This is a genomic window from Lysinibacillus sphaericus (assembly GCF_001629735.1).
Classification (GTDB): Bacteria; Bacillota; Bacilli; order Bacillales_A; family Planococcaceae; genus Lysinibacillus; species Lysinibacillus pinottii.
In genome coordinates, this window is sequence record NZ_CP015224.1 from 3449273 (window position 1) to 3469639 (window position 20367).

A 20367-nucleotide genomic window follows, 5' to 3' on the forward strand; every position below is an offset into this window, starting at 1 on the left:
ACATTTATTTAGATAACAAAAAAAGATGTAAATACAGCCCATTAGCCGGACTGTACTTACATCTTCCAATTAGTTAATACCTTTCATTGCCTTTGAAATAATCGGCGATAAAATTAACAATAATATACCAATGACGATTGAAAGCGACCCCAAGAAGCCGAAGTATGTGAATTCGCTTACAACTTCATAAACCTTTACTAACTGTGCATTAATTGCTTGTGCTGCCGCACTTGTTAAAAACCATAAAGACATGGTTTGTGCCGCAAATGCTTGTGGTGCCAATTTCGTCGTAGCCGATAAACCAACAGGTGATAATAATAATTCACCTACAACTACTAAAAAGAATGACAGTACTAACCACCAAGGACTAACTAATGTTTCTCCGCCAGATAAGTGTGCTGGAATCATCATGACAAGGAATGATAAACCTGCAAAGAATAAGGCGTATGAAAATTTACGTGGTGTAGTAGGCTGCTTGTCTCCCCATTTAAGCCATAACATCGCAAATAATGGTGCCATTGTTATAACAAATAACGGGTTTAATGACTGGAACCAAGAAGATTGAAGCTGAATGCTACCAATACTTAATTGTGTACGCTCATCTGCATACGTAGCCAGAATTGTTGCCCCTTGTTCTTGAATTGCCCAGAACATAACGGCTGACAAAAATAATGGAATATATGCAAGAAGTCGAGATTTTTCATCTTTTGTTGTCTTTTTACTACGATACATATAAATAAAGAAGACTGTTGGAATTAATACACCAAGAGCTGTAATGATTAAACTGAATACATTCATCGTTAAAGTACCAGTTTTAATACCAATGGCACCTAGAATGATAATAAGTAAAGCAACAATACCAAATTGCGCAAAGACTTTTTTGCGTTCTTCAGGCTTTAATGGGTTATTAACTTGTAAACCCGCTAGGCCTAAGTATTTTTTCTCCGTCAATTTATAAACAATTAACCCAACAAGCATCCCTAAACCGGCTAAACCAAAGCCTAAGTGGAAGCTATACTTTTGTCCAATTGTTCCGACAATAAATGGTGCAATGAATGCCCCCATATTAATACCCATATAGAAAATAGAGAAGCCTGCATCACGGCGGCTATCTGTTTCAGCATAAATATCCCCAACAATACTTGAAACGTTTGGTTTTAATAACCCAGTTCCCATTACGATAAACGCCATTGAAGCAAATAGCATCGTTACACCGCCAGGCAGTGCTAGTAATAAATGGCCAATCATTATTAACACGCCACCGTAAAAAATAGTTCTACGTGTTCCTAATACTCGGTCAGCAATCCATCCACCTATAATACCTGACATATAAACGAGTGAACCATAAATGGCCATAATAGAGTTCGCTGTTCCGCGGTCTAGACCTAATCCACCCTGATTCAATTCGTAATACATAAAGAAAATGAGAATTGCTCGCATACCATAATATGAGAAACGTTCCCAAAATTCTGTGAAAAACAAAGTAAAGAGCCCTTTAGGGTGTCCAACAAAACCATTTTGAGGGACAGATTTTACAACTTCATCTTTACTAGACATACAATACCCTCTCCCAATTAAAAATATTCTCTTTAAAAAACATTATTACCCTAAAATAAGGATTAAAAAACTGTGTTTCATCATACTAAAGCGTTTTTTTAACTTTAGCAAGAGTTTTAAAAAATGTTGAAAATTTATCATTTTTCTTTAAATTCTGATTGTTTATTTTGATAATTATTAAATCCTTTGATATATCTAAGTTTTCTCACACTTCAATAGCCCACACTTGTTTTCTGAACATTAAATTATTCTAAAATATTTATAATTCAGATTTATAACTTTTTATACAATTTTAAACTATTTTTTCTAACAATTATTAAAATGCTACAGGCTGTTGATCTAGATTCTATATTCCCCTTAATCACAAAAAGCATGCCAAAATCTTTTGGCATGCTTCAGGTTATTTTTTCATTTTTTAATTTACGACGTATTGCTGATATTTTGCATAATCCGCTTCTTTAACTTCAAGGGATAATAATGTACCACCCTCTTCGTATGCTGTATTAGAAACAGAGGCATGTTCATTTAAATAAGAAACAATATTTCCTTGGTCATAAGGTATGAGCATTTCACATGTCACATAATTGGAGAAAATATGTTGACGAATTAATTGAATTAACTCTTCTAGCCCTACCGCTTCCTTTGCTGATACCCATATATTATCGCCACTTACAACAGGGTAAGGCACTTGAGCAAGATCAGCTTTATTGTAAACATAAATGGTTGGAATACCTTCAACACCAACCGCTTTTAACGTTTCATTTGTAACATCCATCATAAAACCATGCTCTGAATTGGAAACATCTACGACGTGTAATAAAAGATCTGCATCTCTTGCTTCTTCCAATGTGGAGCGGAACGCCTTTACTAAATGGTGGGGCAATTTGCTGACAAACCCAACTGTATCTGTTAATAAAAATGTCTTGTTATCAGGTAGCTCAATCTGTCGAACTGATGTTTCAAGTGTAGCAAAAAGCATATCCTTCTCAAAGACTTGTTTATGCTCCTCTTGGCCTATCTCAGCCAACAATTGATTCATAATCGTTGACTTGCCAGCATTAGTGTAGCCAACTATAGACACTACCGGAAGGGCATTTTTTCGACGCTGTTTACGCTGCGTTTCACGTTGATCCTTGACCTGCTCTAGATCCTTTTTGATTTTCGCTATTTGATCTTCTATTTTCCGACGATCCAATTCAAGCTTTGTTTCCCCAGCACCTCGGTTTTTGAAGCCACCGCCTGTCCCTCCACCCTGACGGCTTAAAGAAGCATGTAAGCCCACTAAGCGCGGGAGCATATATTGTAGCTGTGCTAATTCTACCTGCATTTGCGCCTCTCGTGTTTTTGCCCTTCTGCCAAAAATATCCAAAATAAGCATTGTTCGATCAATAACTTTCGTTGCTAGATCACGCTCTAAATTACGGATTTGCGAAGGAGACAGCTCATCATTAAAAATGATGAGATTTGCTTGTGCTTCTTCATAGAAATTTTTGATTTCTTCTATTTTACCTGTACCAACATAATGGGAAGGTGTCACACGCTCTAAATTTTGCGTAACTACCCCTACGACCTCCACATTTAGTGCCTCTGCTAAATTTCGAAGCTCTTCCATCGAGTAATTAAAGTGCGCATCATTACGTAAATTTACGCCAACGAGTATAGCCTTTTCAATTAATACATCAACTTCCTTAATTCTATCCATTAGAAACCTCCCACCAAAGCCTCGGTGTCCCTACGACAAATTTTCTTCATCTTACCATAAATTACAGCTTTACGTATGTTCAGAACTTTACGAAAAACATTTCAAAAAATGCGCCTCTCTGTAAAGGCGCATTTCCCTTATTTTCTTTCTTCTTTTAATAATTCTTCCGAACGGCTAAACTCTTCTTCAATTTCTTCATTAGGTCTATACGTCAATATACTAACGACAACCGCAACAATTAAACATACAAAGAAGCCTGGCACAATTTCATATAAGGCACTTGATAACGATTCAACTTTCCCCCAAATAAATGCTGTTGCAGCACCAGTTACCATTCCGCTTAAAGCACCGTAATTCGTTAACTTCCTCCAATATAAAGAAAGCAAAATGACTGGTCCAAATGCTGCACCAAATCCTGCCCATGCAAAACCAACTAGACTTAAGATGGAGCTATCTGGATTCCAAGCTAAAACCGCCGCAATAATCGCAACAACTAGAACAGCGATACGCCCTACAAAAACATAATGTTTATCAGTTGCTGTTTTGTTAAACAACGCTTTATAAATATCCTCTACAAGCGCCGAAGAGGTAACGATTAATTGCGATGAAATAGTACTCATTACAGCAGCTAAAATTGCTGCTAGCATAACTCCAGCTATAAATGGATGGAATAAAATTTGTCCCAGAACAATAAATACTGTTTCAGCGTCTTTTAGCTCACCTGCATTTTGTTCATAATAGGCTACCCCTACCAACGCCGTCCCAATTGCACCAAATAAACTTAACATCATCCACCCAATACCAATACGACGGGCCTGCTTTGTTTCTTTTACAGAGCTGATGGCCATAAAGCGCACAATAATATGTGGCTGCCCAAAATAGCCTAATCCCCAGGCAAGTGAGGAGATAATACCGGCTGCTGTTGCAGTGGCAGGTAACATGTTTAAAAGATCTGGGCTAACCGCTTTAATAGAAGTAATTGTTTCCCCTATTCCACCTGTTACAAAAAGACCGAATAGTGGTACAGCAATAAGTGCTAGAAACATGATAAGTCCTTGTAAAAAATCAGTATAACTTACTGCTAAAAATCCGCCGAACAATGTATAGGCTACCACTACTGCCGAAACGATTAACAAACCTGTATGATACTCATAACCAAACGAACTATCGAAAAATTTTCCTCCCGCTACCATTCCAGAAGATACATAAAATGTAAAAAATATTAAAATAATAATACCTGAAGCAATTCTGATTAACTTCGTATGATCACGTAATCGATTATCCAAATAACTCGGTATGGTAATGGAATCATTGGTAACCTGTGTATAAACACGTAACCGTGGAGCTACCAATAACCAGTTTAAATATGCGCCTACCGTTAACCCAATGGCAATCCAGGCTTCCACAAGACCTGATAAAAAAATAGCACCAGGTAAGCCCATTAAAAGCCAGCCAGACATATCCGCCGCACCCGCACTTAGTGCCGTTACAGCCGGACCTAAGGAACGACCACCAAGCATATAGTCCGTTAAATTGGAAGTTTTAACGAATGCATACCAGCCGATCACCAGCATGGCGACCATATAAATAATAATTGCTAATAATTGATACATATTATCTGACATACTTTTTCCTCCTATTCAGTCTTTAGTATCACCAATTCATAAAGAATTACTATACATAAAGATACCATGAATATACAACTCCACCTATAATTACTCAGAATTTTTGTGAAAATTTTTTCAAAAACATTGTTCGTTATAAAATGTGTTAAACTAGTGCCATCTATTACACAACAAAGTAGGCGAAAATGTATGATATTTGAAGAAATGAAAGCTCATCTCATTGAAAGAATTTTACAGCAACAGCTAGTTACTGCTACAATCAGTCAACCCCGCATGAAATCTAATGAAGTTAAACGCATTAAGTTAAAGCCATTAATGTTAAAGAATAGTTATCATATACAAATTGAATACCAATATGAACGAATTTTAAAACATGAAAATATTCAATTGACCGAATTTCCCGCTAAGCTGGAGGATATTTTCGAAGATTATCGTCAAGCCCATGTTGATTTTATTGATGAAAAAGTACAAGTGCAATTATCAAAAAAGAATAAAGTACTTTGGAAATCCGATCAATCGTCTACACCCAAGCAGGTAAATCTAGCACATAATCGTAAAAAAAATTATTTACTCTCGGACGATCAACCTTACCCATTTTTAATCCGACTTGGGGTGCAAACAGAGGATGGAAAAGTTAAAAAACAAAAATACGATAAATTTAAGCAAATTAACCGCTTTATTGAATTTATTGACGATGCTTTATCCTACTTACCAAAAAACCGGCAAGTTCGTATATTAGATTTTGGATCAGGCAAATCCTATTTAACTTTTGCTTTATACCACTATTTAAAAATTGAAAAAGGTTTAGATATACGTGTAACAGGCTTAGATTTGAAAAAGGAGATTATTGAAGAGTGTTCAAGAATAGCACAAGATTTAGGCTATGACCAGCTTGAATTTCTTGTAGGAGATATTAATGATTATAATGAGGAAACCTCTGTAGATATGGTCGTAACACTGCATGCTTGCGATGTTGCCACAGATATGGCTTTAGCGCGTGCCGTGAAATGGGGCGCAAGCGTCATATTAAGTGTTCCTTGTTGTCAACATGAATTAAATCGTCAACTAAATACGCCATCATTGGATATAATGTTACAACACGGTCTTGTACGAGAGCGTTTCGCCGCCCTTGCTACAGATTCCATTCGGGCTGAAATCTTGTCCCTTGTTGGCTATGAGGCACAGCTTCTTGAATTTATTGATATGGAAAATACGCCCAAAAATATTTTAATTCGAGCATACCGAACAGGCAAAAAAGCAAGTACAGAGCAACGTGCCAACTATGATGCTTTCTTAAATTTATTACATGCAACACCATTTTTACAAACAGAGTTAAACGAGTATTTATAACAGACTAAAAAGGCAATCCGAACCATCTCTTTACAATACAATAAACCATCGAGCGCGAAAACGTCTCGATGGTTTTGTCTACAGTCAAAGACGATTCAATCCTTATTGAATCTCTTTCATTATAGCTCTTGTCGTAAAGCATGGATGACATCAATTTTCGTCGCCTTACGAGCAGGACGATAACCGGAGATCATCGCTACTCCAATACTAATAGCTGCTGCAATAACGACTAACTGCCATGGAATAAGAGAAAATGTAATATCATTTGTTGCAAATGCATCTTCTCCCGTGGCTGCTTTTAGAATCAGAGGCAGCACTGCATTGGCAGCAAAACTAATGGCGTATGAAATGATTACCGCAATGAAGGTACCTAAAAGCCCAATAAACGTACTTTCCATTAAAAATAAGCGTTGGATTAATTTTGGACTTGCACCAATCGCTTTTAAGACACCTATTTCACGAGTTCGTTCTGTCACAGCCATTGTCATCGTATTGAAAATACCGATGGAAGCAATGAGCACAGCAATTGTACCAACAAAAATCAAGCCAATCTTTAAGACTAAGAAAAATACATTCATTTGATCTAATTGCTCCGTCACCGAATAGACACTGTAGCCACTATCTTTTAGTTTCTCTAAAATGGGCTTTACGTTTTCCAATGTATCAGCAAAAATATTAAATTCTGAGTAAAACATTTCCTCTGCGGTTGTATCTTCGAGAGCGGACAGATTCTCAACTAATGCTGGTTTTTGTGCTGTATCCATATGAATCGTATTATCAATCATCCAATCATACGATGGTTTCTCCATTACGCCAACAATTGTATAGGTCATTTTTGCCGATTCTTCATTGTTACCAGTGTTAGGCAATAGTGACATGTCAATGGTTTGTCCTATTAATGATTTTTTATAGCCTTCATCGCTTCCATTATAATAGGTGCCTTCTGCCTCAGCCTTTTTACTTTTTTCTTTAATTACATTGCGGTCGGCCTCATTCAATAGTGTTTGTGCAAAATGATAGCCTACCACTATTTCATTTGGCTTTGCTGGATAAGCACCTTCTGCAAGCTTGCCATTCACCTGTTCAAAATCCTTCATATCATTTAAAACTAAACTAGAAGTTGTATCTCGATCACCTAAAAAAGAATGTGCAGAGGCATTCACGCTTACCGTTTCAAGTACTGTTTCCACATGATCTATCTTTTTAATTTCTTGAATCTGATCCTCTGTAAATTGTTTATCCCCATATACTTGAATTTTCGTAACTGTTTCATTGGAAAGGATTTCATTACGTAATGATTCCTGTAATCCAAAACCTACGGATGCTAGTACGATGAGGAAAGCACAACCCATTGTAGCAGCTAGAACCGTCATAAAAACACGCAATTTATTTTTCTTTATGTGCTGTGTGACAAAGTCTAATTGATCCTTAAATAACATATTAAGCTTCCTCCTTTACCAGTTCGCCATCATACATACGGAAGCGCCTATGTGCGATTGTCGCCACTTCTTCATCATGAGTAATAATGACAAAGGTTAACCCAAACTCACGGTTTAAACTTTGAATAAGCATCAAAATATCTTGCTCTGTTTCTGAATCCAAACTTCCTGTAGGCTCATCTGCCAGCAAAATAGGAGGATTCGTGATGAGCGCTCGTGCAATACTGACACGCTGTTGCTGCCCACCTGATAATTCATTTGGATAGTGATCGGCCACTTCTGTTAGACCAACCTTGTCCATTATTTTTTTTACTTTTTCTTTTCTCATTGCTTTGCGCAACCCCTGTAGCTTTAAAGGTAATTCAATATTTTCGAATGCTGTCAAGCCAGGCATTAGTTGAAAGTTTTGAAAGATAAAACCGAATTGTCTCAAACGAAATGCTGCACTTTCTGTTTCATTTAGTTGTGCCGTTTCTTTACCATTCACCCTAATAGATCCATGCTCAACCTTCATAAATCCAGCTAAAACTTGTAATAAAGTTGACTTTCCAGAGCCACTTTTTCCGACAATGGCAACGATTTCTCCTTTATTGACCTCAAAGTTCACACCTTTTAAAACAGGAACCTTTTTTTCCTTCCCTTTTTTTCCGATTAAAAATGTATGTTGTAAGTTTTCAACTTGAATCATTTGATAATAAACACTCCTTTCTCACTCATTGCCCATTATAGAAAACAATTCTTAATAAAGAGGAAGGATAAAAATGAAGATATTCTTAAGAATAAGGAGAGACTCCTGCTCAAACAATTTGAATTTACATTCCCTTTACAATTCAAGTAGCTTTATTACTCATTTTCATTGTAAATCACACGTATATCTGTGCTAAACACTGTTAACGATATGACATAAATTGAGGAATAAAGGAATTTATCTGTACTATTAAAAACAAATACAGTTTGTTCTCCCTTTATTTTGTGAACGAATTGTATATTACAGCAATGTAAATTTTTATGTCGAATATAAAATTTTTATGTAGATAAATTAAAGATTTTGTTATGATAGTAAAGTTTAGAGGTCGATTAATTTATTTATATCCAGGAGGATTCGATTTACATGCTTAACTCAAAAAAACAAGACCCTTTCTTTATTGCATTACATAAAATTGCTGAAAATATGAGAGAGGCTGTGCATTACGCAAATGATTTTCGTATTAACAGTGTAGCTGACCTAAAAGAGATTAGCATTACAATGAAAAATTACGAAACTGCTGGCGATAAGCTCATTCACGAACTGATCGTAATGCTAAACAAATCATTTATGACACCTATAGAGCGTGAAGATATTTTAGAGTTTGCCATTCGTATGGATGATATTTTAGATGGTACTGAACATTGTATTGCCCATTTTGAAATGTTTTCACTCACAGAGATTGATGAATCCATGCGCACTTTTCTAGGCTATATTTCTAAAAGTGCTGATGAAATTGTTAAAGCAACCGAAGAGTTAAAGAAAAAGAATCTAATTGGTATGCGTCCACACGCCATTCTAATTAAAGACTATGAACGTGAATGTGATGAAGTACAACGTTCTTCCATTAAACAACTGTTTTTAAACGAAAAAGATCCGATTCGCCTCATTAAATTTAAAGATATATATGAACAACTTGAAGATATCGCTGATCATTGTCAAAACGTAGCTAATACTATGGAAACAATCATCATGCGTAACGCATAATTAGGAGATGGGCACTTTACAATGAATACAATCATTATACTAACCGTACTGGTCGTCATCTTTGCCCTAACATTTGACTTTATCAATGGCTTTCATGATACAGCAAATGCTATTGCAACTTCGGTTTCCACTCGAGCATTGCCACCTCGTGTAGCGATCATCATGGCCGCAACCATGAATTTTATCGGTGCTATCACTTTTGTAGGGGTTGCTAAAGCTTTAACAAAAGACATTGTAGATCCGTTTTCTTTAAATGCTTTTGAAGGAGACACAACTGGCTCAGTCGTTATTTTGGCCGCACTTATTTCAGCTATCATTTGGAATTTACTTACATGGTATTTCGGTATTCCATCAAGTTCTTCCCACACGTTGATTGGCTCTATCGCAGGTGCTGCTGTCGCATCTGCTGGCTTTAATGTGTTAAATTATGGTGGCTTTACTAAAATCATTATGGCGTTAGTGTTTTCACCAATATTGGCTATTTGTGCTGGTTTTATTATGATGACACTTTTTAAATTATGGTTTAAAAATCTTAATTTATATCGTACCAATAAAGGGTTCCGTACGATGCAAATTTTCACCGCAGCCATTCAATCGTTCACGCATGGTACAAACGATGCGCAAAAAGCAATGGGGATTATGACAATGGCATTAATTGCTGGAGGGTTGCATAGCGGTGATGACATACCTTTCTGGGTACGTGCTGCAGCAGCCGCAGCTATGGGTCTAGGTACATCTATTGGTGGTTATAAAATTATTAAAACCGTCGGCGGTAAGATCATGAAAATCCGTCCTGTTAATGGTGTAGCGGCGGATTTAGCGTCAGCAACAGTTATTTTTGGTGCAACGCTAATCCACCTGCCTGTATCTACCACACATGTTATTTCTTCATCTATTATGGGTGTTGGTTCTGCACAGCGTGTACGTGGCGTTAACTGGGGAATGGCCCGTAAGATTGTTACTACTTGGGTTATTACAATGCCTATTTCAGCTGTAATGGCATCCGTTATTTATTTTGTCCTATCATTATTCTTCTAATAACAAAGGCTCCTGTCTAATAAATGGACAGGAGTCTTTACTTTGTCACACGACAAAATGTGACGCATCCTTTAAACTAATTGAAAAAGGGGGATACATAAATAACTATGAAAACTTTTTCAACTTTTATTACCACACATGCAAAAGCAATCGTAGCCCTGTGGATTATTATTTTTCTAGCAATGGCTTATTTTGCTTTACAACTTCCCGATAAACTTCAGGGAGATGGATTTTTTGTTGAAGCGGATCATAACTATGTCACAAAAGAGCTAGCAAAAACATTCGATATTCCAACCAATACAATCTTGGTTGTTTTCGATCCTGCTCAGGATAAGAAAATTGAAGTAACTTTAAATAAGCTGAATGACATCAAAGACATACATTCTATCCAGTCACCATTAGATGACTCTTCTTTGCGTAAAGACGGGATTGCCTATGCGATGGTCCATCTAAGAAATGATGCTGATAACCTATCAGAAATCGTTGAGGATGTCCGTTTATTAATTGAAGAAGACGGCGTTCATATTACAGGTGGCCCAGTTATTTCTGCTGACATTAATACAGCCAGTCAAAAGGATTTGGCATCTGCTGAGGCCATTGGATTACCTATCGCCATTATCGTCCTATTATTGGCTTTTGGTACAGTCATTGCTTCTATTTTGCCAATTATCATCGGGGTTGTTACAGTCGTAACTGCCTTCGGTATTATGACATTACTCAGCGGTAGTGTAAATTTATCCATTTTCGTTTTAAATATTGTTCCAATGCTTGGTCTTGCTTTAAGTATTGATTTTGCACTATTGTTTATTAATCGTTACCGTGAAGAGCGTGCTCAAACATCTATTGCAGAAGCTATTCAGATTGCTATCCAGACAGCAGGACGTTCCATCGTTTTTTCTGCCGTATGTGTCATGATTGGTTTAGGTGCAATGATCGTTATTAATGTTGAAATATTCCATAATATCGCCCTAGGAGGCACAATAGTAGTCCTGTTGGCTGTTCTTTTCGGCTTAACCTTACTCCCTGCTACCATGATGCTTTTAGGCGATCGACTCAATAAATGGCGTCTACTACGCGTTAAACCAGGTGGAGCAAATCGCTGGCGTAGCTTTGCAGGTTTTGTCATGAAACATCCTGTAGCTATCGTCATTGCTGCATTATTATTACTTGGTATTGGCATGCTCCCATTAAAGGATATCCAATTAAAAATTCCTCAGGTAGATTCCCTACCAGCAAAATATGATGCACGTGTAGCGTACGATAAATTAGATGACACCTTTGGACTCGGTGAAACATCTACTTTATATTTATTGGCTGAGCGGAAAGAAGGCTGGGAGGATGCTGAGGCTAGAGAACTGATTTACACTATGCAAGAAAAACTATTAAAGGATCCACTCGTTACGAATGTTTCAACTATATACACAGCCGCAAACATTCCAACACCTAAGGAACTCTCTGCTTCTTTAGCAATCCCACAGGTGGCAGAACAATTAAAACCGGTTATTCAAACTTTTTCAAAAGATACAAAGCTATTCATCCCCATAACCATTGATGCAGCAGGCTCTTCCACTATTGCTCAAAAATTTGCAAGAACTTGGATGGATAAAGATTTAGGTGTTAACTTTGCACTCGGAGGACCAGCAAAATTTAACCAAGAGATATTTGATGAAATCGCTAATAAAATTGTTTTAGCGATAGCCATTATCATCGTGTCTACATTCTTTATTTTAATGCTGGCATTCCGTTCAGTTTTAATTCCGTTAAAAGCCATTATTATGAACATTATTGGACTTTCCTCTGCCTTCGGAATACTCGTCTATATTTTCCAATATGGACATTTTGGAATTGAAGCAGGATCCATTGTCTTGATTATCCCAGTTATTGTTTTCTGTCTTGTTTTTGGTTTGAGTATGGATTACGAAGTATTTTTAATTTCTCGTATCCAAGAGGAATATTTAAAAGGTGCCAACAATACTCACGCTACAATAGAAGGACTGACATCCACAAGTAGGATTATTACATCAGCAGCGCTCATTATGATTGTTATTACAGGAGCTTTTGCCTTCACAGATGTTATGCCTGTAAAACAAATTGGTGTAGGTATAGCCATTGCTGTTGCTATTGATGCCACTATCATTCGTCTTATGCTTGTACCAAGTCTCATGAAACTATTTGGTGATTGGAATTGGTGGCTTCCTTTCTCAAAGAAAGAAAAATAAATAATAAAAAAAATCCGCCTCCTTGTTTAAGGAAGCGGATTTTTCCACTATGCATAAATACTGTTATACCACTCTTTCGCTGCGTGTACTTCAGGAATCGTTAGCTGATGTCCAAAATCAAACCACTTCGTCGTCACCGTCGCACCGGCCGAACTTAAAAGGACCTCTAACTCCTCTGATTCTTGTGCTGTACACATCGGATCATTCGTACCTGCCCCTATAAAAACAGGGGTTGCAGAAAGCTTCGGTAGCTCAATCCCACGTCTTGGCACCATTGGATGGTGTAATATTGCCCCTGCTAAAACATCCTCGTAGTGGAATAATAGGCTAGCCGCAATATTAGCACCATTTGAATAACCGATAGCTACAATTCGTTGACGATCAAAGCCATATTGCTGTGATGCCTCGTGCAAAAAATCGTTCAATTCCGTTGTACGAATGATTAAATCCTCTATATCAAAGACACCTTCCGCTAATCGGCGGAAAAACCTTGGCATTCCATGCTCTAGTACATTGCCTCGTACACTTAATATATTGGCTGTATCATCAATTTCCTTGGCAAGTCCAATTAAGCTTTCTTCATTACCGCCCGTGCCGTGTAACAACAATAGAGTGGGTTTAGTTTCATCTGTACCTTTATAAAAAATATGCTTCATTAACAGTCCACCTCTCAATTATCTTGAATTCGAGATAATTGTAGCCTGTGGCAAAATTAAATTCAAGCTCTTCGACTTATTAATTTCGCGATTTTCACGATTTGGTTGTTCCTCATGGTTTTTATAAAAATTAGTTATAGTAAAAACTGATAGTAAACACGCCACAATCACAACAACAATAACAATTCCCACTAGTTTTTTCCCGTTCATTTTATGATAATCCCCCGTATTTATTATTTCTTTTTACGAAAGCCTTCTTCTAGCAAATATTCTTTTGCTGTATCATACGTACCAAACGCCTCTTCAAGATTTTCCCCATGGTAGACATTCCAAGAACGTTGTTCAAATACTAGCTGTAATTGATCACCCTCTCGACTATGCCAAATCTCGATAATCGGTTCTTCCGTCTCTATCTCTTCAGATAGATATTGGATAGCATCCGCAATAATCTCACGAAGTTGTTGCTCATCATAATCACGGATATTTACTAATCCTTTGTTAGCCTCTTGCTCATAGCGCAATAAATCTCCAACAAAGATAAAGCCATTGCCATTCGGATGGAGCTTTTCAACTACAATTGTCTTTTCATAAAGACTGTCCATAAAGTGATAATTTAAGCGTTTTAATGATATTTCCTTTTTCGTTAGTTCAGAAAATGATTCAATAATTGCTTGTTTTTGTTCAAATGTTAGCATATAAAAAATGCTCCTTTTCTTTACAATCTATCTAACAGTATAACTTATTTTTTCCTGTTATATTGTGTACATTCTCATCATTTTTACAAAGAAAATAGGATAAGCTATGTTCTAGCTTATCCTACCCAAATTAGGATGTTTGATTAAATATTTTTTCACGTGCAAATTTGATAACATGTGCGACATATAGTTCTCGATAAGGAACAAATTGTGCCGTTCCAACTGGTCTGACGATTTTGACACGTTGACCATCAGGGAAATATTCGTATCCTTCAATATTAAGTGTCGTCGTTTTACCCAAGAAGAAAGCTTCGGCCTCATTTAGTCTTGCTCTCACTACACCTGATACTTCCTCATATTGTAAAGTAAAGGAATTCCAATCGTGCTCGAAAGGATATATGTAGACATGGCAAAATTCATTATCAATCATATTTTCAGAAACAATACTGCAAGAGGTCATGCCCATTTTGACAACATCTTCAACATCTATTTGGAGCCCTAATTCTTCTTTTACTTCCCGTATACCTGACTCCACTGTTTCAACAGCTAAAAGATGGCCTGCTGCTGTAATATCGAGTAAACCTGGATAATCCTTTTTCTGAGAGCTTCGTACTTGAAAATAAATATAGTCCTCGTTAACTAGCCAGCAATGAAATGTCTCATGCCAAAGACCTTTTTCATGCACCTCCGACCTTGTAGCTGTCCCAATTTCCTCATGCCGTTCATTAAATACCTTTACAATTTCTTGTTCCATTGTTTCGACTCCTATACTGATTTCGTTGCTTTTTTCTTAATCGCATTACGTTGATCATAAATATTGGATACGATAACTTTCAATACTGCATAAAATGGTACAGCAATAATAATTCCTATAAAGCCTGCTATATTACCTGCTGCTAGAATAATTGTAATAACAGTTAGTGGATGGATATCGAGCGATTTCCCCATAACATTAGGTGTAATAAAATTACTATCAATTTGCTGCGCAACAAGCGTCACGACGGATACCCAAACAACTAAAATAGGATCCTGAATAACCGCTACGATTAGGGCTGGCGTAAATGCAATCCAAGGCCCAATAAATGGAATCATATTCATAAAGAACGCAAAGATTACTAATAGTAATGAATACTCTAATCCAATAATTAAATAACCAACATACATAATAAGTGCTAATAAAAAGCTAATTTGCAGTTGACCCTGAATATAACTACGTAATACATCATCAATTTCACTTAATGTTTTCTTTACCCATTGCTGACGTTCGCCACTGAAATATTTATAAATAGATGGTGCAAATTTCTCATGGTCCTTCAACATAAAAATAAAGAAGAATGGTATTAAAACAGCTAATAATGATACTGATACAATGGATTGTAAAAAGGATATAAACCCTTTACTCGCCACCATCGCAACATCTTGCACTGAATTCGCCATTTTTTCGATTACATCATTTACCTGCTGTGGGAAGTTATCTTTATTGAGCAGTACATAGTCGGTTAATTGCTGAATACTCGTACTAATACTAGAACTAATCATCGGGGCATTCTTCACTAATTTATTGACCTGTTCAGCAATCGGGTTGCCAATAATCCAGCCAAAAATCCCTGCAATTCCTATTAGGCCAAACACAATTGTCAATATACTTGCCCATCTAGGAAATTTACGTTTTTCTAAAAATCTCTGAATCGGTTCAGTCACATAATAAAAGACCCCTCCCAGTAATAAAGGGATAAAAATGGCTTTTAATATGATGACTAGTGGTGAAAAAATCCAATGAATCTCTATAAAATATTTAATGATTAATAGTGTAAGCAGTATCCCTACACCTACCTGAAACCAAACCTTTCTCGTCACTTTCATTCACTTCCTTTTATCGCCGTTACTCAAGATACTACTGATATATTAACCATTTCGCAAGTATCCTAGTATGTTTTGACTCAATCAATTTTCTCTGAGCGAATTTATCATCAGATTTTTTGCGTTTACTTAAAAAGCCGCCTTCAGACAAACTAAAAAATTCGCTCACTTCCACTATACTAATCGTGGAAGTGTAGCGAATTTCAGTATCTGTTATAACGACGAATCATCTACAGAATTGAGGTATGCCTCAATCTCCCCAATAACTGATTCAACACAGCCATCTTCAAATGGTGAAATTAAGCCTGCCTCTTTCACAAGCTTTGTAAATGACATGGAGCCACCTAAACCACATAGATGAATATAGTCTTTCCAAGCCGCTTCAAACTCTTCACGTGAACGCTTCCAGAACTGGAAGGCACAAATTTGTGCTAGCGTGTAATCAATATAGTAGAACGGACTAGCATAAATATGACCCTGACGTTGCCAAATGCCCCCTGCTTCGAGGTAGCTATTGTGATCATAGTCACGATGTGGCAGATATGTTTCCTCAATTTTCTTCCATGCTGCCTTACGCTCTGCTGGTGTCATTGTAGGATTTTCATAAATAACATGTTGGAATTCATCAACTGCAACACCATATGGTAAGAATAAAAGACCACTACTTAAATGTGTAAATTTATATTTTTCTGTATCTTCTTTAAAGAATAGCTCCATCCATGGCCATGTGAAAAATTCCATACTCATCGAGTGGATTTCACAAGATTCGTAAGTTGGCCATAAGTATTCAGGAATGCCGATGTTACGGCTTGAATACACTTGGAAGGCATGTCCAGCCTCATGTGTTAACACATCGATATCTCCTGAAGTACCGTTAAAGTTCGAGAAAATGTACGGTGAATGATAGTTTTCGATAAATGTACAATACCCGCCACTTTCTTTCCCTTTCTTCGCCACTAGGTCCATAAGGTCATGATCGATCATGAAATTGAAAAACTCTCCCGTTTCAGGCGATAGCTCCTCATACATCTTTTTACCATTCGCCACAATCCATTCTGGATCACCCTTTGGCGTTGCATTACCTGATAAAAAGTTCAGCGCTTCATCATAGAATTTTAAATCGTCAATCCCAATACGCTTCGCCTGACGCTCATAAAGCTTTGTCGCAACAGGAACAATTAAATCGCGAACTTGATCACGGAATTTCTTTACCATTTCTGCGTTGTAATCAATACGATTCATTCGAATATAACCAAGCTCAACATAGTTTTTATAGCCAAGTTTTACAGCAATTTCATGACGTACTTTTACAAGTTCATCATATAAGCGATCAAATTCACCTTCATGCTCGGCAAAGAAACCAAATCGTGCATTTGTTGCTTCTTTACGCGTAGCTCTATCAGTAGATTCCGCAAATGGTCCAAGCTGAGCAAGTGTTAAAGTCTCACCATTAAATTCAATTTGTGCAGATGCTACAAGCTTATTATACTCAGAAGCTAGCTTATTTTCCTTTTGCATCAAATCAATGACTTCTGGTGAGAACCCTTTAATTTGATAGTTAGCTAGATCGAATAATTGTTGACCCCATTTGTCTTCTAGTTGCTCACGGAAAGGTGAGGCAATCAATGCTTTATAATATTCTGTTGTTACTTCTTCTAGCTCAGGACTAACTTCATCAAAATAGTCGCGCTCTGCTTGATAAAATTCATCGTTTGTATCGATAGATGCCCTAATATACACTAGGTTAGCCATTGTAGCAAAGTCATTACTGATACCATTTAATTTTTCAATGATGCTACTTTGTTCGTCCATCGATTGCGCCTTCTGAAATTGGTCGACGAGTGCTAATTGTTGCTCTTTCATCCCTGCAACATTTGGACGGTTGTACTCATAGTCTTTAAATGTTTTCATTGAAGTCCCCTCTTTCTGTCATATACCCCGTGATATTTCTATTATATGTCAAATCTTAGCTATTAAGAAACAATTTTTTAATAACCTATAATATATGTTTTTAGCAATGCCGCTCGTTCTCTTATTTTTAGTTTAGCTTCTACTGACTTTGGTGTCTTAGCTGACACTACATCTACCTCAAAATCTAAAGATTCAGCTAGATATTTCGCACGTTTTAAATGGAAGTCATTAGAAACAATCGTAATCTTCTTTGTTTCCTTTGGTAAAAGTTCTTTAGAGAATACTAAATTTTCATAAGTGGAAGTAGATTGATCCTCCATGATGATTCTCGAAGCATCAATGCCATTTTGCTCGAGATAATCCCTCATAACAGATGCCTCCGTTCGATCTTCATCTGGTCCTTGTCCCCCTGACACAACGACCTTCACTTGCGGATACTTTGTTAAATATTGAACAGCTACCTCTAGTCTACTTTTTAATGAAAGTGATGGTATACCTCCTGGTTTTACTTTTGCTCCCAGTATAATCATATAATTCGCAGAGCCATCTGCATTTGCTTCCACTCCACGTTCGATTTCTTTCCCCAACCAAATATAGAGGACAATGGCTATCACGATTAGAACAACACTCACTCTAATTATCCATTTCTTCACAAATAAACCCTCCCTTACCTTTTATTAACGTGAATACAGAAAAAAGGATGCTCGCATATCAAGCACCCTCCATAATTTTATCTTAAAATAAAGCGTTTAATAGATTCCTGCAGCCCAGTAATCTCATCTGTTAAATCATTGGAAGATTCACTAACAAGCTGAATCGCGCGTTGCTGCTCATCTACCGACGCTGTCACCTCTTCAGAAGCAGCCGCATTTTTTTCACTGATCATAGCAATACTCTCAATGGATTTCATCATATCATTCTTAGCGCTGTTTACATATTCTACGCCATCAGTCATGTCTCCAATAATTGAAATGATTTTTTCGACAGCCAATTTGATTTCTTTGAAGGATGATTCTGTTACCATGACAGAATCATTTTGTTGACCTACAATGACGTGAGTTTTTTGCATTTCATCATTGACTAAGTTTGTTTCACTTTCAATCCCCTTCAGGGTAGTACGAACTAGCTCTGTTGCTACGGATGTTTGATCAGCTAGCTTTCGTACTTCCTCGGCAACCACAGCAAATCCTTTGCCATGTTCACCTGCTCGAGCGGCCTCAATAGATGCATTTAAAGCCAGTAGATTGGTTTGTTCAGAAATCTCCGTAATGGTCCCTACAATCCCTTCAATTTCTCGTACCTTCACTATTAAACTCCCAAAAACAGATCGAATATTCTGAATAAGCATTGAAGATTCCTGTGATTTATCTTTTAAGCTAGCAATATTAACGATACCCTCTTCATTTGACTTTTGCATATGTTGTGATGCATCTAATATTAATTCATTTTTATCATGTAATCCTTCAATTTGCTGAGCAAACTCAGTAGCTGTTCGATTTGTATCTTCCGCCTCTGATGCTTGTTTTACGGCGCCAATCGAAACTTCATTAATAGCTTTAACGATTTCATCGCCATAAGCATTTGTTTCTTCAGCAACTGCTGTTAAATTCGCAGATGTCGATTGAATTTCTACTATTGCTTCTTCTACATCTGAAATTAGTGTTTTTAGTTGATCAACCATTTCATTGAAGCCCTCATTTAACTGACCAATTTCATCCGAACGCTGTAAATGTTCAATATCTACAGTTAAATTCCCTTTGGCTACTTCGCGAACGCGCTGCGATAATTTTTTGACTGGTAATGCCAAATGCCTAGATACTAAGATGACAACAATGACACCTATGATAACGGCACCCGCTAACGTCAATCCAATGACTAATAGTAACGAGTTTGCCTCAGCATTAAAATCCTGCATATATGTACCTGATGCAATAATCCATCCCCAATGTGGATCTTTTGCTGAATAAATTATTTTATCCGCCAATACATTCTGACCTGGTAGCTCAAATTCGTATTCCGTAAAACCACCACCATCCAATGCTCTATCAGTTACTTCTCGAATAAAGTAATTTCCACTACTATCTTGATCGTTCCACAGATTATCACCTTCCCGAGTAGGGTGTGTTGTTAGTGTTCCCTTATTATCTAATACATAGATATAACCATATTCCCCCAAGTCACCTGGATAATTGATGGGCCGCTTCCCTTCACTATCCTTCGGGCCCAAGAAAGCCTCGCGTACCCGTTCTTGTGCTACATCTAAAGGTATATCTCCCTTTTCAACACTTTCATTGGCGAGTTCGATTATTTGCAAAGCAGATTGAACACTATTATAAATGACCTGCTCCCCAATATCCTCCATACCATTCTTCGCCTTACTATAACTAACAACGCCAATTATTAAACTTGGAATAATTAGTAGTGCCAATGAAATAGCGACTAGTTTCCCCTGTATTGAACGTAAAAACTTCATACTTTAGACCCCCAAATTCTTCTCCTCCAAAGAGTATATTAACTTATATTATGTTATGATTTGGAAGTTTCCGCAATGGATAAAACGCAAATTAATTCTTGTTATTTGGT

The 20367-nt window shown here is 37.0% G+C and carries 17 protein-coding genes; 4 read left to right on the forward strand and 13 right to left on the reverse strand.

The window, feature by feature from the left end; all coding sequences use genetic code 11:
- Positions 1–69: 69 nt before the first annotated feature.
- From A2J09_RS16920 to putP, 3 genes are all read right to left on the reverse strand, one after another.
- Positions 70–1557 carry a peptide MFS transporter gene (locus A2J09_RS16920; protein WP_031416549.1) on the reverse strand — a complete coding sequence of 496 codons (1488 nt, stop codon included), beginning with the start codon at positions 1555–1557 and terminating at the stop codon, positions 70–72.
- Positions 1558–1972: 415 nt separating this feature from the next.
- Complete coding sequence (gene hflX / locus A2J09_RS16925; RefSeq protein ID WP_031416550.1) at positions 1973–3259, reverse strand: GTPase HflX; 1287 nt, start codon at positions 3257–3259, stop codon at positions 1973–1975.
- Between the two features lie 137 nt (positions 3260–3396).
- Positions 3397–4884 (reverse strand): sodium/proline symporter PutP, encoded by a 1488-nt coding sequence (gene putP / locus A2J09_RS16930; protein ID WP_012295848.1) that lies wholly within the window; start codon positions 4882–4884, stop codon positions 3397–3399.
- A gap of 189 nt (positions 4885–5073) precedes the next feature.
- Between putP and A2J09_RS16935 the strand changes: the two genes are divergently transcribed.
- Positions 5074–6234: a class I SAM-dependent methyltransferase gene (locus tag A2J09_RS16935; RefSeq protein WP_012295849.1), complete on the forward strand. Its 1161-nt coding sequence runs from the start codon at positions 5074–5076 to the stop codon at positions 6232–6234.
- A gap of 119 nt (positions 6235–6353) precedes the next feature.
- Here the strand turns inward: A2J09_RS16935 and A2J09_RS16940 are convergent, their stop codons facing one another.
- A complete protein-coding gene (locus A2J09_RS16940; protein WP_012295850.1) occupies positions 6354–7673 on the reverse strand; it encodes an ABC transporter permease in 1320 nt (439 codons plus the stop codon).
- Position 7674: 1 nt separating this feature from the next.
- Positions 7675–8361, reverse strand: coding sequence for an ABC transporter ATP-binding protein (locus A2J09_RS16945; RefSeq protein WP_012295851.1), 687 nt, complete (start codon positions 8359–8361; stop codon positions 7675–7677).
- A 423-nt stretch (positions 8362–8784) separates the two neighbouring features.
- On the opposite strand from A2J09_RS16945, the gene A2J09_RS16950 reads away from it, so the two are divergent.
- The 3 genes from A2J09_RS16950 to A2J09_RS16960 all read left to right on the forward strand — a co-directional run bounded on the left by A2J09_RS16950 (position 8785) and on the right by A2J09_RS16960 (position 12662).
- Entirely contained in the window at positions 8785–9405 is a 621-nt protein-coding gene (locus tag A2J09_RS16950) for a DUF47 domain-containing protein (protein WP_012295852.1), read from the forward strand.
- Between the two features lie 21 nt (positions 9406–9426).
- Positions 9427–10443 carry an inorganic phosphate transporter gene (locus A2J09_RS16955; RefSeq protein ID WP_012295853.1) on the forward strand — a complete coding sequence of 339 codons (1017 nt, stop codon included), beginning with the start codon at positions 9427–9429 and terminating at the stop codon, positions 10441–10443.
- 107 nt (positions 10444–10550) lie between these two features.
- Positions 10551–12662, forward strand: a complete 2112-nt coding sequence (locus A2J09_RS16960; protein WP_012295854.1) for an MMPL family transporter — start codon at positions 10551–10553, stop codon at positions 12660–12662.
- A 47-nt stretch (positions 12663–12709) separates the two neighbouring features.
- On the opposite strand, the gene A2J09_RS16965 is transcribed toward A2J09_RS16960, so the two are convergent.
- The 8 genes from A2J09_RS16965 to A2J09_RS17000 all read right to left on the reverse strand — a co-directional run bounded on the left by A2J09_RS16965 (position 12710) and on the right by A2J09_RS17000 (position 20257).
- Positions 12710–13318 carry an alpha/beta hydrolase gene (locus A2J09_RS16965; RefSeq protein WP_031416552.1) on the reverse strand — a complete coding sequence of 203 codons (609 nt, stop codon included), beginning with the start codon at positions 13316–13318 and terminating at the stop codon, positions 12710–12712.
- Between the two features lie 18 nt (positions 13319–13336).
- Entirely contained in the window at positions 13337–13528 is a 192-nt protein-coding gene (locus tag A2J09_RS16970) for a hypothetical protein (RefSeq protein ID WP_012295856.1), read from the reverse strand.
- 23 nt (positions 13529–13551) lie between these two features.
- A complete protein-coding gene (locus A2J09_RS16975) occupies positions 13552–14013 on the reverse strand; it encodes a hypothetical protein (RefSeq protein WP_012295857.1) in 462 nt (153 codons plus the stop codon).
- 130 nt (positions 14014–14143) lie between these two features.
- On the reverse strand, positions 14144–14767 hold the full coding sequence (locus tag A2J09_RS16980) for an NUDIX hydrolase (RefSeq protein WP_012295858.1): 624 nt from the start codon (positions 14765–14767) through the stop codon (positions 14144–14146).
- 11 nt (positions 14768–14778) lie between these two features.
- The gene (locus A2J09_RS16985) at positions 14779–15876 is read right to left on the reverse strand and encodes an AI-2E family transporter (protein ID WP_012295859.1); all 1098 of its coding nucleotides are present in this window, start codon (positions 15874–15876) and stop codon (positions 14779–14781) included.
- A 210-nt stretch (positions 15877–16086) separates the two neighbouring features.
- On the reverse strand, positions 16087–17784 hold the full coding sequence (locus tag A2J09_RS16990) for a M3 family oligoendopeptidase (RefSeq protein ID WP_036162372.1): 1698 nt from the start codon (positions 17782–17784) through the stop codon (positions 16087–16089).
- 77 nt (positions 17785–17861) lie between these two features.
- Complete coding sequence (locus A2J09_RS16995; protein ID WP_036162374.1) at positions 17862–18437, reverse strand: YdcF family protein; 576 nt, start codon at positions 18435–18437, stop codon at positions 17862–17864.
- Between the two features lie 77 nt (positions 18438–18514).
- Positions 18515–20257, reverse strand: coding sequence for a methyl-accepting chemotaxis protein (locus A2J09_RS17000; RefSeq protein WP_012295862.1), 1743 nt, complete (start codon positions 20255–20257; stop codon positions 18515–18517).
- Positions 20258–20367: the final 110 nt, after the last annotated feature.